This window comes from Sutcliffiella horikoshii, from assembly GCF_008180725.1.
Lineage (GTDB): Bacteria > Bacillota > Bacilli > Bacillales > Bacillaceae_I > Sutcliffiella_A > Sutcliffiella_A horikoshii_B.
The window spans coordinates 212,296-227,865 of sequence record NZ_VTEV01000005.1; the positions used below are offsets into that span (position 1 = coordinate 212,296).

The window sequence follows — 15,570 nt, forward strand, 5'->3', positions numbered from 1 at the left end:
CTGTTCCTTTCCGCAAATGGCTGCGCTTTCCGCGGGACGGCGCTTGAGCCTCCTCACTTCGTTGCGGGGTCTCAACCTACCGTTTCTCCCCCGCTGGAGTCTTCGCCATTTGCTCTAATCAACAGCTAGAAATCACGTTAAACTTGAGGCCAAATTCAATACAACTTATCTTGATAAAAATAATTGGGCAACACGATTTTATTATCATACGACTTATGGAAGATATGTGTGGCAGCAGGTGACACCGGTGGAATCAACCATGCCCATTCTCCTGTTACATGTCGGCAGCTCTCCGCTTCCTTCTCTTCAAAATGCTTAAACTGCATCGCTGCCGTATGATGATCGACAATGCTGACGCCCTTTTCCTTAAAGGAGTGGACCACCGCTAGATTCAACTCTATCAGCGCCTTATCCTTCCACATCGTCGCATTCGTACTCATTTCAAGCTCCATAAGGGAAGCAACTTTTGGGAGCATATTGTATCTATCAGCATCGGCAAAATTTCTCGCACCGATCTCTGTTTCCATATACCAGCCGTTAAATGGGGCAGCAGTATAGTGAATGCCTCCTATTTCTAATCGCATATCGGAAATTAATGGAGTTCCATACCATTTTAAACCCAAATCATCAAACGCGGGCATAGTAGGATGCACAATCGGCACTTCAAGCACAATGTCATCTGGTATGGTAAATAGTTGCGGCTCCGCTCCATCCACCTGCACAATTAATGGCAATATATCAAAGTGAGTCTTTGCCCCTTCCCATCCTAGTCCCTGACATTTTCTCGTGAAATCAATGGAAGCAGGGTCCCCGATAATTCCGTAGTCATTCTCATATCCAGCGTATCGCAAGAGTTGATGATTCCATATACGCACCTGTTTACCTTCTTCTTTTTGCTGACGAAAAACAGTGATCGTAGGCTTTATTTTCCCATTGTTTGTGGCAAATTCAATGTGATGCATCAACGCTTCTGCAATATCCGCTTCGTCCTCTAAGTGTCGACGGTCTATTACATGTAACGAATTCCAGAATAGCCTGCCTATGCAACGATTGCTATTGCGCCAAGCCATTTTTGCACCATGTGATAACTCTTCATATGTATGTTCATAATATCCATATAGGTCTATTTCATCTTTTATCAGTTGCAACCTGGAATTCATTTCGTCCTCAGATTTTCCCAATTCCTGATAACATTGCAGGATGAATTCCTCTGCTTTTTTTGTAAGAACTTCCTTTTTTTCTAACAATATGTCCACCTCAACTAAATTTCCCTTCTCCTATTGTAGCTTTTTGGCATAGGAAATGAAACTTTTGGGTGCTGGTAATAAATAGGGACAGGCTCCTCACCCGCAAATGGGTCGAGGGGGCTGTCCCCAAAACTCACTTCGTCACCAATTGTTTAAAGTTCTGTCCTAATATTTCTTTCATATTATGGACGGTGATAAACGCTTGTTCGTCCGTTGCACCGATGAACTTTTTCAATTTAGAGAAGTCTTTTTTGTTCAAGATGGTAGTAATTACTTCTTTTTCATCAGAGGTAAAAGCACCTTTTGCATAGTGTATGGTTGCCCCACGGCCCAACTGCCCCACGATATAGGAGCGAATCTGATCACTTTCACTACTTATGATGACCACTTCACGCATTTCGTTCACCTGCTGAAGTACGTAGTCAATAACCAAGCCATTTAGAATGACACCGAAAACAGCATACATCCCTACTTCCGGTCCGAAAACCAAGATGGAAGACAAGGCAATAAAGATATCTGCTAACAGGACGCCGCGGCCCATATCAACCGAAAAATACTTATTTAAAATCAATGCAATAATATCAGTTCCTCCTGTGGAAGCACGCTGATTGAATACAAGCGCCATTCCAAGAGCCGCAATGCATTGCCCTATAATTAATTGAATTAAAATGTCCTCACTAATAGGCCCGCTAATAGGAAAAAGAGCCCCTAAGAGCCATACCATTACAGACAGCATGACACTCGTATAAATCGTTTTTGCTCCAAATCCGAATCCAAGCAGTAAAAAACCCACAACAAATAAAAGTAAATTGACGATCAACATTAACACACCGATAGAAACCATCGGGAACACATCGTTTAATATAATAGAAAGTCCACTTACTCCCCCTGTTGCCAAGCTATTAGGAGAGAGAAAAAAGTGTACATGTATCGCAACAAAAAGAGGACCTACGTGCAAGAATAAGAGTGTTTTCAAGTGTTTGTTCATAACGATCAGCCTCCCTCTAGTATTTTACAGTCTAGTTGGGATTATAAAGACCATGACCAAGCATGTAAACACATAAAAAAGAAGTTGCACAATTGAAAGCGGATTAATTCTTTTCACGTGAAACAAACGTTTGTTTAAACATTTCTTTTCGCTTATACGCAAGCCACTGAAAAACTTAAATATTATGTAATTAGTGAATTCTAGCTGTTGATTGGAGCAAAAGGCGAAGACTCCTCGAAAATGCTACGCATTTTCTTCGTGCGATGTATCGCTGCCGGAGCCTTCCTTGTCCTAAGGGAAATAGCGGTAGCTTGAGACACCCCACAGCAGAGCGAGGAGGCTCAAGCACCGCCCCTAGGAAAGCGAAGCCATTTGCGGAAATCAACAGCGGTTGTCTAAATAATATCTTAAAAAAAGATTCTTTCAGTGGCTTCCTTAAACAGAGGGAGAATCAATCCGTTTCAACCATAGCGTGACATGGATTTTGCTACAAACAGTAAAATAATGCATCAACGTTAAAAGCACCATCCCCGTATTCATGCCAAGGATCACCCCGTTCATTTGCAGACTAGGAAGTGAACCGAGAAGAAACATAAGTATAAATGAAATACATGTTGACCAGATGGAGTGTAAAAAAGCATCCTTAATTAACCCTAAACCTATCAAATATGCCTGTAGTGGCGAAACAAACAAATGAAAGAGAAAGAAAGGCCATAATAGTTGCACATAAGATGCAGCATGGGAATTTTCAAAAAAGACATTGGTCAGCGGGATAGCAAAGTGATAAAAGACCATCACAATAGGGATGCCATAAAAAAAGGTGATGATCATCACTTGCTTTAACAGCCTCTGCATCTTCCTATAATCATCATTCGCATGGGCCTCAGACACTGTGGGAATAAGGACTATCAACAAAGAGTGGGTAATAAATCCAGGAAAAAAGCCAATGGTCAGTGCCACCCCTGCAAGAAGCCCAAACTCCTCGAGAGCAATTGTATGGGTGAGTCCTGCTTTTACAAGTGCTATTTTAATAAGAAAAGGTTGAATCGCATTGGTTACCGCATGGAAAAGTCTCATCCCTGTTGTAGGAATGGAAACCTCAAGCAAGCTCTTCCTCACTGTTCTTCCATCAATTCGGGCGGCAGCCTTCGTTTTTAATTCGATATACTGGAGCCTGTACATATATAGAAGATACAAACAGACAATCAGCTCTGTCGCCACCAGTGTGCAAAGGGCAATCAGGATGGATACCTCCAACGTAAAATGGAAGAAGTGATATACAAGAACAAGTAGACTAAGTTGCATGATTTTTCTTAGAAAGTTAGAGATTGCAATTTTACCCATATGCTGAAGGCCCATAAAGTATCCTCTCGCGATAGAAGAGAAGGAAATGACCGGTATCAAAATCAGAATCAACCATTTTACAAGTGGATGATAGTGCTGAAATACCGGAACAAATGGCAAGATGATAACTGCAACAAACAGCACCATCATGGTAAAAACAATGGTCAGTCTCATGGCATGATGAAGCATGCTTTGATGATACTTCTCTTCTTTGGCAGCGACATATTTGGAGATAGATATAGGCAACTCCAAACTCGAGATGACCACTACCAGAAAAATAACTGGCAGGACAGACATATAAAGCCCCATACCTTCTTCTCCAAGGTTTTTTGCCAATACCATATTTACGATAAATTCTATACTTTCTCCTAGAAAGGCGGCGATTGCCAGAAGGAGTGTCCCTTTGAAAAATTTATTCATAGCCAAAATTGTCCCCTCTCCAACTCTCACTCTTAAAAATCCATTTCATATTTTATGAGACAAGTTGTGAAAATATGGCTGGAATGTTGTGAGTCCTTCTACTTATTCTTTATCCCAGGCATATCAGGATGGTTATGTATGTTCGACAAAAGGAATAGTAATAGTAGAGAGAAGAAAGGAGTGTTTCGGATGTGGAGACTTTTATTGAACATCGCAGCATTAATATTGGTCATAGTTGTAAATTATCTTGCTAATGCCCTCCCGCTTAATGGGCTTACTACAGGCGATATCGCCAACCGTATCACCGTACTATTTCAACCGGCAGGCTATGTATTCTCTATTTGGGGTTTGATTTATCTGTTGCTTGGTATTTGGATAATTCGTCAGTTTCCGAAATCACGCAGGGACCTGCCGATATACGTGAACACCAGTGGCCTTTTTGTCTTAAGTTGCTTATTAAATAGTGCCTGGGTGGTTTTGTGGCATTACGGATTCTGGGTGACAACGGTGGTTGTGATGATTAGCTTATTGCTAACACTTATCGCACTATATACGAAAATGCGCGCATCTAACCCAGGCAAGCTGGATTTTGCAACGTTCTCCATTTATCTTGGCTGGATTAGTGTCGCAACCATTGCCAATATCAGTTATGTTTTGGTTGAAAAGGGTTGGGATGGATTTGGATTATCAGATGTGACATGGACGGTCATCATGCTCGTTGTTGCCACGCTTTTAGCAGTTTGGTTCCGAATTTCTCAAGAAGACTGGATTTATCCGCTTGTGTTCGTATGGGCATTTATTGGAATCGGTGTTAAGAATATGGCAGACTATAGCAATGTCGCATATGTTGCGTATGCCCTGGCTGCCGTGATTTTGGTAATGACGTTGCTTGGAGGTAAGGTAGGTAAGAAAGATTAGTTACATTTTTATATGATGGGGTTATCGGTGAATGAGGACCATGCTTCCTTATTTTCGTCCGTGGCGGGAGTCATTCGTAATCTATGAGGACAATGTCTCCTCGTTTTCGCTCTGTGCGGGAGTCATTCGCCTTCTATGAGGACAATGTTTCCTCGTTTTCACTCTGTGCGGGGGGCATTCGCCTTCTATGAGGACAATGTTTCCTCGTTTTCACTCTGTGCGGGAGTCATTCGCCTTCTATGAGGACAATGTCTCCTCGTTTTCACTCGCGGCGGGAGTCATTCGCCTTCTATGAGGACAATGTTTCCTCGTTTTCACTCTGTGCGGGAGTCATTAGCCTTCTATGAGGACAATGTTTCTTTGTTTTCACTCTGTGCGGGAGTCATTCGCCTTCTATGAGGACAATGTTTCCTCGTTTTCACTYTGTGCGGGAGTCATTCGCCTTCTATGAGGACAATGTTTCCTCGTTTTCACTCTGTGCGGGAGTCATTCGCCTTCTATGAGGACAATGTTTCCTCGTTTTCACTCTGTGCGGGGGGCATTCGCCCTCTATAAGGACAATGTTCCTTTGTTTTCACTCGCAGCGGGAGTCATTCGCCTTCTATGAGGACAATGTTTCCTCGTTTTCACTCTCAGCGGGAGTCATTCGCCTTCTATGAGGACAATGTCTCCTCGTTTTCGCTCTGTGCGGGAGTCATTCGCCTTCTATGAGGACAATGTCTCCTCGTTTTCAACCGGAGTGGGAGTCATTCCTTAAGCGAGTCCAAAGAGAAAAACATTTTCCTTTAGACTTGCTCCACCACCATAAAAATACCGTGAGCTTCCCTATCCCTTACGCTTTCGGTATATCTCCTTCGCTCGCAAGTATACACCGTAATCTGCACCAAACTTTTCTTCTATCCAATAACGCATCTGCTCGTCGGTCAATTCTTCTTCCACATGTGTTTGATCCTTAAATCGTCGAATGGAATTTTCACGCAACTGATAAGGGACCCCATCAATATAACCAAACATCCTCAGGCTATGAAAAGAAAACCCCTCTTCCCAATTATGGGAGTCTAGCAAAGGACCCTTCACATCATCAAATGTAACAGGCTTTAATCCTAACGATTTTGTGGGGCCTGGGGTACGCTCTACCAACGCCTCATCCCCGTTTACCTGATAACGGAAGGTTTCCATATCCGTACACACTTCAAATGAGGTATGCAATGGAAACGCCTCAAAAAACGGAGCACAGTAACCAACATCCACATAATAGGGCTGATCCAGCTCTACCTGTAAACAGAGATGACCAGGCGTCATATACAAGTAATTTACTTTAAATCCAAGCTCCTTCAGCAAATAATGAAAACCAATTGCCAATGTCCAGCAAGTACCACCAGTTCCCGTCTTTATGACTCTGTCTACATATTCCTCCATACTTGGCAGATAAAAATCCTCCTGCTTCCTTTCCTCAAAATCAAGGAACTTTGTCCATGTTTCCCATCTTACCTTGGTCTGGTGAGCTGCAATCAATTCATTTAAAAATTCAAGACTCGTTTCTTTTTCCTTTACACCTAGATAATCCAGGAATCTATCTTTTACACTCATATTCCTACCTCCAATATAAAAAATCTTCCAGATTGTCCAAGCAAACCTCTATCATCTTTCATCTATTAATATAGCAGATGATGAAAGAAGGAGTATTTAATATGTCCCTACAAAAGGCAAGACGAATTATTAAAAGTGGCATGGATTTACTTGGTACGCCATATGTTTTTGGTGCGCATACCGGGGAGACGGACAGATTTGATTGCAGTTCCTTTGTTCAATATGTATATGGTGCACATGGCATTATTTTGCCGAGAACTTCTAGACAACAGTATCTTTTAGGAAAAACTGTCCCACTCTCTTCTGTCAGGCGCGGAGATCTTCTGTTCTTCACCACTTCCAAACGTGCAAAATTGAAAGGACTAAACAAGATCGGTCATGTTGCAATCTTCATTGGGAATAATTCCATCTTACACACATCCAGGGTAGAAAAGAAAGTGGCAATTGCCTCTTTGGATCCTTATTGGAGAACAAGACTGGTAGGCGCAAGACGGATAATCGGGAATTCTAAGTCAAAATGAGTAATCAAAAAGGCCAAAGCATAAATCGCTTGGCCTTTCTATTTTTCTATTCCATACTCTCCCGCTTCTCTGAGAGGATTTTCATCTGATCATTCTCAAGTCCCAATTCAAAGGTAACCTTAAATTTTTTGTAAGATACTCCTTTTTCCGAACGTTCTTGGGCCGTAATGACCGTGATAACTTCCACGTTGTTGCCATTCTGTTTAGAAAGCAAATCATCAACTTCAATGGTTAAGAAATCCAAATACCCGGCACGAAAATCCTCATACGCCGTTTTAGATTGCCAACTGCTTCCTAGCAACGAGTAGGCTGTCACATAGTCTCGATAGTTGATGCTTTCGTAAAAATAATTGACAAGGTATTCTGCAATATCAACATTAGTTGATGTTTCTCCCGCACTATTGCCAGTTGTGTTGGCTCCAATCCTTGGCAGTGATTCCATTGGAGACTCTGACCAGCTTTCTACCATCGGCATGACATTAACTAAAGGAATGCTGAAGCCAATAACGCCTTGATCCATCGTAGCGGAGTTGATTCCTACCACTTCCCCTGTTTTTGTATCAATAAGCGGTCCGCCACTATTTCCAGGAGCAATTGGTGCAGAAATTTGAAAAACATCCTCATACTTGAATGAATCAATTTCAAACTCCCGGCCGACACCACTAATAATCCCTGTTGTGACTGTATTTTGCAGACCTAAAGGACTTCCTAAAGCGATAACATCATCGCCTAGTTCTGCTTTTCTAGTTTCTGCAAGTTTGAATGGTTTAGTGCCTTCAAGCTCAGGAACGCGCACTACAGCAATATCCGTATCGATACTAATCCCTATTACTTCTCCTGTCAGTTCCTTAGAATCTGCAGAGGATACTTTCACGTCTTTTGCATTTGCTACGACATGTGCATTGGTAATAACATCGCCTTTGTTATTGTATAAAAATCCTGATCCAAACGATCCGTCGGGTAATTCAATCTTCACAACCAACTTTTGAGATTCAAAAATTATTTCCTTTAATGCCTGGGGAACATTCTCTTTTTCTACTACTTCCGACTCTAGATATAATTTAGACGGAGCCGTTAATTGAGCGGGGACAGTATTTTTTATATGAAAATACCCAAGTAGCCCTCCACTAATCAAAATTATTGTCATGATGATACTGATGAACCATCTTACATTCATTCCTACACCTACTTTTTGTTTGGCTGTTTCGGTAACGTTCTACTCTTCTACAACCCATGTGATGTTCTCTATTTCCACTGTCACATCTTCAAATACACCATAATAATAGTCTTCAAATTTACCTTTTTTACCTGGCTCCAATTTGAATGGGTAAACGGTAGTAAAGCCTGTGTCTAAAACAGTTTTATCTTTGCTTAAAATATTATAGTAGACGGTAATGGAGGACACAGTTGCTGACACGATATTCTTTACTTCTCCAGTGACGGTCATCCCTCCGACTTCATCCTCTTCTGCCTTAAAGTTGACAATTTCCAGGGCTGCGTTTTTATTTTTCAAATCTTCTTTCGCTGCAGCTTCCATAGCCTTTTCTATTCGATCAAATTCCGCCTGTTCAAACTCTTGACGGGACTGCTCGATTTTTTCTTTCAAAGATAGTAGACGCTTGTCATTCACCGCATATTGAAGCCCTCTGTCAGCTAGAGTCATCGCATTGGTAAATTGCTTTTGCTCGATTTTCTCTTCCGCATCCTCCACAGTAATTTGTACGATGCGGTTTAATATCTGCTCTTTAACCGCTTTCCCTTCTTCTGAGGGGATGGAAGAAATAACGGCAAGCTTTCTTGAAAGATCATCCACCGTTTTTAGCTGATCGAGTTCATTATTTATTTTTCCTACTTTAATCATGACATCCTTTTCAGACACATCTTCTTTTAATGGCTGAATCAATGGTCCATCCAACCTAGTAATTTTCTCACGGAGCCTTGTCAGGTTTTTTTCGGCATCTTCAAATTTCTTCGTCTTGATCTGCTCTTTAACTTCCTCTAACTCCCCGTTAACCTCTTCCGCAATTTTGACCACTTCTAAGTTGTTTCTTAACACATGATAAGATGGTCTTAATGCCATGGCACCGGCCAACTCTTCCTTTGCCTTGTCATATTCCCCTTGCACGGCCAAGTCTTCTGCTTCTTTTTTTATGGCAAGCACTTCTGCATTGACACTTTGTTCATGATTGTAATACCACCCAATGGTTCCAGCGATTAACACTAAACTAATAATGGGAGGTAAAAATGGCATATATGTAAAACGCTTTTTCTTATTTTTTCCTCTACCTTCTAACCATTGCTCTTCATTTTGCTCCACTTCATCCTTCAAATTCGCTCCACAATTAAAGCAAAAATTTGCATCGGACGTCACTTTCCTACCACATTTGTGACAAAACATTCAATATAAGCCTCCATCACTCTAGGTAATTAACTCATCATAGTTATTACACCATTTTACAATAGATTGCTAGATAAGTGTCAAATGAGGTCGGTATTTCTGGAGAAAAAAGGTAGAAACTTTTTCCTTTTTTGTATTTTCATCAAGGATTTCCCCGCTTTTTAGCGAATGGTTAATGTGGAGAAGTTATCAAGGCCACTAGAATACTAATATCATATAGTATTTTGTATTCTCGCGCTGTGGATTAAAGCAAAAGGCGAAGACTCCTTAGGGAGATAGTGCTAGGATGAGACCCCGCAGGCAAAGCCGCTGAGGCTCAAGCAGCGCCCAAAGGATAAACGAAGCCATTTGCGGAAATCCACAGCGGCGTCTAAACAATATCTAAATTCAAAGATTTCTTCAGTGGCCTTGTAGTTATTCTAGGGAGGTACTTTAATGAGTGTACAAACAGAGTCGGTAAAAACATTTATTGACAACCCATATGAAATGTTCAAACAAGCACATGATATCAATCCTATCCAGTGGGTTTCATTCTTCAATGTGAATGGATGGTTGATAACTGGATACAAGGAAGTAGAGTCTGTTTTAAAAGATTCGAGGTTTATTAAAGAAATAAGAAACATTGTGCCAGACGAGCAAATGCCACCTATCCCACAAACATTACTGCCAGTTGTGATGCTCAATCGGAACATGATGCTTTTCCGAGATGCACCAAACCATACCAGGCTCCGCGGGCTGGTCAATAAAGCTTTCACTCCCAGGATGACCGAGCGCCTGCGACCAACTATTGTAGAGATGGCAAACTATCTTTTGGATGCAAGAAAAGGCAAGGTGGAACATGAACTAATTCGTGACTTTGCATATTCCCTACCCGTCATGGTCATCACAGAGTTAATCGGAGTACCAAAAGAGGATCGCGAGCGATTCCGCGTCTGGTCTGATTCATTCGTAAAATTCATTGATTTTAATACAACCCAAGCTGATTTAGAAGCGGTTGCCCCATACCTAGAGGAGGCAGACCGTTACATGCGAAACCTGATTGCGGCTAAACGGGTGAGTCCAGGAGAAGACTTATTGAGCGGACTCATTGCTGTTTCCGACTCTGGAGATAAGTTAAACGAAGACGAACTTGTTGCGACTTGTTTGTTGCTATTAATTGCTGGTCATGAAACAACCGTTAATCTAATTACAAACGGATACCATCTGTTACTTACGCACGTAGATGAAATGAAAAAGCTTTTAGAAAACCCTTCCTTGATTGGAAATGCGGTTGAAGAGATTCTGCGTTATGATCCACCGGTCCTGCTTACCTCAAGGTGGGTAGGAGAGGATATGGAATATGGCGGACAACAACTAAAAAAGGCACAGACGGCACTTATTGCTCTAGGTGCAGCCAACCGTGACCCTAACATTCATGAGTATCCTGATGTTTTTAATGTATCGAGAGAAAATGTAAAGCACCTTTCCTTTGCATCGGGACCTCACTTTTGCTTAGGAGCCCCACTTGCAAGACTAGAAGCTGTCATAGCATTGGAGGTACTTCTCCAACGCGTACATGATGTAGAAATACTTGAAGAACCGGTTAGAAGAAATAATATTGTATTTCGGGGCTTTGAGGCGTTGAAGTTTAAAGGGAGAGTGGAGTAGGGAGTTGTATTAAATATGGAAAAAGTGGTCCTGTATCAGCCGTACACGGACCACCTCCCTTATACTACTTTATTTTAACCAATATACTCTTTTACTCTAGCGGCTGTTTCAAAACGATCTCTTCCCGCTAGCAAGGTAATGCGGTCAGCTTGTATTCCATTCGCGTTACCACCCACTACTAATAATTCTTTTGCGAAATTACCACTCTCCGCTACCCTTCTAGTGTAGATAGGCGCTTTTACAAAATTAGCTAACAATTCAGCTACTGGAAAATCTGCAAAACTATTAATTACAATGGCTCTTTCTAACACAAAGTCTTCCTCCTTCAATTTTAAGCTATACGTTTCTACTACGCCTTCAATAATAGATTGGGCACAAAGTTTTCTGTAAGCAGCTGACTTCAGTAGTGCTGCTTCTTCCCTGTTCGTCATGAAGCCGCATTCAACTAGTATAGAGACTGCTGTAGTTTCTCTTAACATGTGAAAATTTTCTGCTTTCACCCCCCTATCTGGCCTTTTAGTATTGGCGATCAACCTTTTCTGGACGTTTGTCGCCAACGTAACATCCATAGGAGGTCTTGTTGTATATACAAATGTCTCAATTCCGTTGACGTCATTCCATCCACCATTGCCAAAAGCATTTGCATGGACATCAATATGCACATCAGCATCCCAACTATTAGAACGATTCGACCTTTCTTGAAGAGGCACATCTCTTTCTCCAGTTGGATCATCAAGTCTTAATTGCAAGACTTCTTGATATTGTTCAAGCAATTTTATTGCTTCTACCACTACCGCACTATTAAATTCCCATTCTCGCATTCCGTCAGGTGTCCTTTTTCCAGGCGTATTAAAACCATGACCAGCTGACCAAGATATTCTTACCATAGATTACACTCCTTCCAATATACATATTATTCCAGCTCGTCTTAAAGGTTCTGGGTAGAACACATTCAGAGGACAAGGTACAGGTAAGATAAAGGGGATTGCTACCCGGGGGCGGAAGCGTTATGGTAATTGATTTGACACTTGTTTAAATATGCTGCTTCTAGTAGGTCGTTTTAGCTGGTGATTTTTAAATTGTCCGAAGATTTTTAAAAGTTGACCGGAGTTTTTGGAAAGTTGACCAAAGATTTGGAATTGTTGACCGAAGTTTTTCATAATTTGACCGAACCAAAAAATTGAATGACCGAACCCATAGTAAAAGTTGACCGAACTACCCAGTTGAATTGTCCGAACCCCCTCATTTTCCCGTCGTCAATTGTCCGAAGAGAGAAGGTAAATGTCCGAACTAAATTTTTACACCAAAAATATCAGCATTTTCCTAAAAAAACAGCAATTCTTCATACGCCACAAAGACCTCAGAAAGTGGGAAGAACGGAATCCCCAGTCTCCTAAAACAACAAAAACCATCCCTAAATCGGAATGGTCCATGTAACATCGAATCCTATATTTATTTTTTCTTACCTTGTTTCTTTAAACCTTGCTTCTTCGGTTTAGCATTCTGTCCGCCTTTGGAAGAACCGCTGACAACTCCAGCTTTGGCACTTGTTTTCTGTTGTCCAAAAGATCCCTTCGTGCCATTGGCCTTCTTCCCAACAGATTTTTTCGCACTTCCAGCTTTGCCGCGTCCCCCACCAGAACCAGACTTCCCTGGCTTCAGTTGGTCTTCACCAACAAGCTTTCCGCCGAACACCACTCTCTTTTCAAGTATCAAGCCAAGCTCACGTGCAAACTGCTTTAGTCTCCGCTCTTCACGCTCACTAACAATGGAAATAACAGTTCCTTCTGCTCCTTGACGGCCTGTTCTTCCGGAACGGTGAACATAACTTTCCACTTCTTCAGGTAGGTCGTAATGGATAACATGACTTAATTCTTTAATATCAAGACCTCTTGCTGCCACATCTGTTGCAAGCAGAACCGGATACTCATCTTTTCTGAAGTTTTTCATGGCATTCTCACGCTCTTGTTTGGAGGATTCAGAATGCAAGAATCCGACATTCAACTGTTTATAAATGAGTTTTTCCGTTAATACAGCAAGGTTTCCAATATCACGTACAAATGCCAATGCTTTAATCCCGGGCTCACGAAGCAAATTAGCCAGGACGTTTGCTTTATCTCGCTGATCTACCACTGTGTACAAATGCTCTACTCGAGCTGGCGGCAAGTCAGCCTTGGTAACCTTGATAACTAGAGGTTCTTTCAACAGATCCACTGCCTGCTTTTCAGTCTCCTCTTTTAATGTAGCCGAGAACAATAGTAGCTGCCTCTCTTGCATAGAAGATTTAATGATATTTTCAATGGTCTTTTTGTGTTCCGGTACAAACAACTGATCCGCTTCATCCATGACAATGGTCTGCACTTCATGCATCTTAATTTTCTTCATTTGAATTAACTCCTGCAGTCGGCCAGGTGTTCCAACGAGGATGTGCGGTCGTTTTTTCAGCTTTTCAATTTGGCGTTTCACATTGGCTCCGCCGATGAAGGATGCGCCAGTAATTTCGCTTCCTTCTGTCCATTTCTGGATTTGTTCTAATATCTGCATGGCAAGTTCTTTGGAAGGTGCCACAATCAGCGCTTGTGGATGCTGTTTAGATAAATCAATACGCTCAATGATAGGCAATAAGTACGCTAACGTTTTACCTGTACCTGTCGGTGACTCGACAAGAAGGTCTTTTCCCTCTAGAATGACTGGAATTGCCTGCTCTTGAACAGGAGTTGCAGCGACAAATTCACTATTCTCCCAAATGTTTTGTATAAAAGGTTGTAATGTATTTATAAAAGTTGTAGACATTTTTTTCTCCTTTATGACCCTCATACGGGGTTTTACGCTATTCTCCATTCTACCCTTTTTCCTTAGAGGTTCCAATAGAAATATCCTTGTCATTTCCGCTAAAAAGATACATGTTTTCCTTACTTTTGGAAAAATTATGTATATCTTTATCCCACTGAGGAGGAAATACGTAATGGATCAATCAAATTTCAACGAACTTCCAAAAGGGCCAGAAGCCTATTGGCGGGACTCAGCATCACTTCCCTCTTTTCCTACATTAAACGAAAATAAAAAAACGAATGTATGTATAGTGGGAGGCGGCATTACAGGAATAACGACAGCCTATCAGCTTGCTCAGGAAGGCCTAAAGGTCATTCTTATTGATGCAGATCAAATCCTTAACGGCACAACCGGCCATACAACAGCGAAAGTGACTGCTCAACACGGTCTGATTTATGATGAGTTCCTACAGCATTTAGGTCAGGAAAAAGCAAAACTTTATTACCAAGCAAACCAGGAAGGGCTTCATTTTATCAGAGACCTTGTGGACCTTAAACGGATTCAATGTGACTTTAGTGAACAGAATGCCTATATTTATTCTCAAACAGAGCAGGATGACCAAAAAGTAAGAAAAGAATTCGAGGCTTATCAAAAGCTGGGAATCGATGGTGATTTAACTTATGACATTCCTTTTTCGATTGAGTCTAAATCTGTCGTCGTGATGAAAAATCAGGCCCAGTTTCACCCGCTGCAATATTTGAAGGTGTTAGTAGATGGCATTGTAGAAAAGGGCGGGGAAATATATGAACATACAGTAGCGACAGATGTGGAGGAGTCCCGTGGATTATCAGTAGTGACGAAGAGTGGAGCCAAGATTGAGTGTGATTATATTGTTGCTGGCTCTCATTTTCCTTTCTACGATGGCAATGGTTTCTTTTTTACAAGAATGTATGCGGAGCGTTCCTATGTGCTTGCTGCCAAAACAGAAAAAGAACCACCGGAGGGTATGTATTACAGTGCTGGTCAGCCATCAAGGTCTTTACGTTATGTGACGATTAATGGAGAAAAGGTTGCCTTAATTGGTGGAGACGGCCACCGGACAGGTCAAGGCAAAGATACGTTAAAACACTACGAAGCATTGAAAAGTTTCGGCGAAGAAGTGCTTGGAATCAAGGAAATTATGTATCGATGGTCTGCACAGGATTTGTATACGTTAGACAAAGTCCCTTATATCGGTCGAATTACGTCTGGGCATCCAAATATCTTCATTGCAACAGGCTATAGGAAATGGGGTATGACAAACGGAACGGCAGCGGCACTGCTCCTACAGGATTTAATTCTTGGCAGGAAGAACGCTTATGAAAACTTGTTCTCACCATCTCGTTTTGTTGCCGATCCGAGCCTGAAAAAGTTCATCAGCTCTAACATGAATGTTGCCGGACACCTCATTGAAGGCAAGCTCGACCGTCCTTCAAAAAAGCTAGAAGATCTTGGATTAGATGAAGGCGGAGTCGTGATGATCAACGGTCGCCGTGCAGGTGCTTACAAAGACGACAAAGGTGAAGTGCACTGCGTCGACACGACCTGCACGCATCTTGGATGTGAAGTAGAATGGAACCACGGTGACAGAAGTTGGGATTGCCCTTGCCACGGCTCACGCTTCTCCATCTATGGCGATGTACTAGAAGGCCCGGCTGATAAACCTTTGGAAAAATTGTAAAAATA

At 41.7% G+C, this 15,570-nt stretch carries 12 protein-coding genes; 4 read left to right on the forward strand and 8 right to left on the reverse strand.

The genetic code is table 11. From position 1 onward, the window contains the following. Positions 1-155: 155 nt before the first annotated feature. The 3 genes from FZC76_RS13370 to FZC76_RS13380 all read right to left on the reverse strand — a co-directional run bounded on the left by FZC76_RS13370 (position 156) and on the right by FZC76_RS13380 (position 3,999). Positions 156-1,247 carry a nitric oxide synthase oxygenase gene (locus FZC76_RS13370; protein ID WP_148988674.1) on the reverse strand — a complete coding sequence of 364 codons (1,092 nt, stop codon included), beginning with the start codon at positions 1,245-1,247 and terminating at the stop codon, positions 156-158. A 133-nt stretch (positions 1,248-1,380) separates the two neighbouring features. Continuing rightward, entirely contained in the window at positions 1,381-2,235 is an 855-nt protein-coding gene (locus FZC76_RS13375) for a YitT family protein (protein WP_148988675.1), read from the reverse strand. A 435-nt stretch (positions 2,236-2,670) separates the two neighbouring features. Further along, complete coding sequence (locus tag FZC76_RS13380) at positions 2,671-3,999, reverse strand: polysaccharide biosynthesis protein (protein ID WP_148988676.1); 1,329 nt, start codon at positions 3,997-3,999, stop codon at positions 2,671-2,673. A 189-nt stretch (positions 4,000-4,188) separates the two neighbouring features. Between FZC76_RS13380 and FZC76_RS13385 the strand changes: the two genes are divergently transcribed. Next, a complete protein-coding gene (locus FZC76_RS13385) occupies positions 4,189-4,917 on the forward strand; it encodes a TspO/MBR family protein (protein ID WP_148988677.1) in 729 nt (242 codons plus the stop codon). An 825-nt stretch (positions 4,918-5,742) separates the two neighbouring features. Here FZC76_RS13385 and FZC76_RS13390 read toward each other — a convergent pair. After that, positions 5,743-6,507 (reverse strand): arylamine N-acetyltransferase, encoded by a 765-nt coding sequence (locus tag FZC76_RS13390; RefSeq protein WP_148988678.1) that lies wholly within the window; start codon positions 6,505-6,507, stop codon positions 5,743-5,745. Positions 6,508-6,608: 101 nt separating this feature from the next. Between FZC76_RS13390 and FZC76_RS13395 the strand changes: the two genes are divergently transcribed. Then, positions 6,609-7,028 (forward strand): C40 family peptidase, encoded by a 420-nt coding sequence (locus FZC76_RS13395; RefSeq protein WP_187442070.1) that lies wholly within the window; start codon positions 6,609-6,611, stop codon positions 7,026-7,028. A 46-nt stretch (positions 7,029-7,074) separates the two neighbouring features. Here FZC76_RS13395 and FZC76_RS13400 read toward each other — a convergent pair whose 3' ends face one another. Next, a complete protein-coding gene (locus FZC76_RS13400; RefSeq protein WP_148988680.1) occupies positions 7,075-8,205 on the reverse strand; it encodes a S1C family serine protease in 1,131 nt (376 codons plus the stop codon). A gap of 39 nt (positions 8,206-8,244) precedes the next feature. Further along, complete coding sequence (locus FZC76_RS13405; RefSeq protein WP_148988681.1) at positions 8,245-9,426, reverse strand: FxLYD domain-containing protein; 1,182 nt, start codon at positions 9,424-9,426, stop codon at positions 8,245-8,247. Between the two features lie 435 nt (positions 9,427-9,861). Here FZC76_RS13405 and FZC76_RS13410 point away from each other — a divergent pair, with 435 nt between their 5' ends. Next, entirely contained in the window at positions 9,862-11,073 is a 1,212-nt protein-coding gene (locus tag FZC76_RS13410; protein WP_148988682.1) for a cytochrome P450, read from the forward strand. Positions 11,074-11,147: 74 nt separating this feature from the next. Here FZC76_RS13410 and FZC76_RS13415 read toward each other — a convergent pair whose 3' ends face one another. Both FZC76_RS13415 and FZC76_RS13420 read right to left on the reverse strand, forming a co-directional pair. Beyond that, the gene (locus FZC76_RS13415; protein ID WP_148988683.1) at positions 11,148-11,960 is read right to left on the reverse strand and encodes an N-acetylmuramoyl-L-alanine amidase; all 813 of its coding nucleotides are present in this window, start codon (positions 11,958-11,960) and stop codon (positions 11,148-11,150) included. Positions 11,961-12,525: 565 nt separating this feature from the next. Continuing rightward, positions 12,526-13,866 (reverse strand): DEAD/DEAH box helicase, encoded by a 1,341-nt coding sequence (locus FZC76_RS13420; RefSeq protein WP_148988684.1) that lies wholly within the window; start codon positions 13,864-13,866, stop codon positions 12,526-12,528. A gap of 172 nt (positions 13,867-14,038) precedes the next feature. Between FZC76_RS13420 and FZC76_RS13425 the strand changes: the two genes are divergently transcribed. Then, entirely contained in the window at positions 14,039-15,565 is a 1,527-nt protein-coding gene (locus FZC76_RS13425; RefSeq protein WP_148988685.1) for an FAD-dependent oxidoreductase, read from the forward strand. The last annotated feature ends 5 nt before the right edge of the window (positions 15,566-15,570 follow it).

Bases quoted from the DNA above. Each gene is read 5' to 3' on its own strand.
- FZC76_RS13380 (WP_148988676.1), bottom strand. From the start codon at position 3,999: ATGAATAAATTTTTCAAAGGGACACTCCTTCTGGCAATCGCCGCCTTT.
- FZC76_RS13415 (WP_148988683.1), bottom strand. From the start codon at position 11,960: ATGGTAAGAATATCTTGGTCAGCTGGTCATGGTTTTAATACGCCTGGA.
- FZC76_RS13410 (WP_148988682.1), top strand. From the start codon at position 9,862: ATGAGTGTACAAACAGAGTCGGTAAAAACATTTATTGACAACCCATAT.
- FZC76_RS13400 (WP_148988680.1), bottom strand. From the start codon at position 8,205: ATGAATGTAAGATGGTTCATCAGTATCATCATGACAATAATTTTGATT.
- FZC76_RS13385 (WP_148988677.1), top strand. From the start codon at position 4,189: ATGTGGAGACTTTTATTGAACATCGCAGCATTAATATTGGTCATAGTT.
- FZC76_RS13395 (WP_187442070.1), top strand. From the start codon at position 6,609: ATGTCCCTACAAAAGGCAAGACGAATTATTAAAAGTGGCATGGATTTA.
- FZC76_RS13375 (WP_148988675.1), bottom strand. From the start codon at position 2,235: ATGAACAAACACTTGAAAACACTCTTATTCTTGCACGTAGGTCCTCTT.
- FZC76_RS13420 (WP_148988684.1), bottom strand. From the start codon at position 13,866: ATGTCTACAACTTTTATAAATACATTACAACCTTTTATACAAAACATT.
- FZC76_RS13425 (WP_148988685.1), top strand. From the start codon at position 14,039: ATGGATCAATCAAATTTCAACGAACTTCCAAAAGGGCCAGAAGCCTAT.
- FZC76_RS13390 (WP_148988678.1), bottom strand. From the start codon at position 6,507: ATGAGTGTAAAAGATAGATTCCTGGATTATCTAGGTGTAAAGGAAAAA.
- FZC76_RS13405 (WP_148988681.1), bottom strand. From the start codon at position 9,426: ATGTTTTGTCACAAATGTGGTAGGAAAGTGACGTCCGATGCAAATTTT.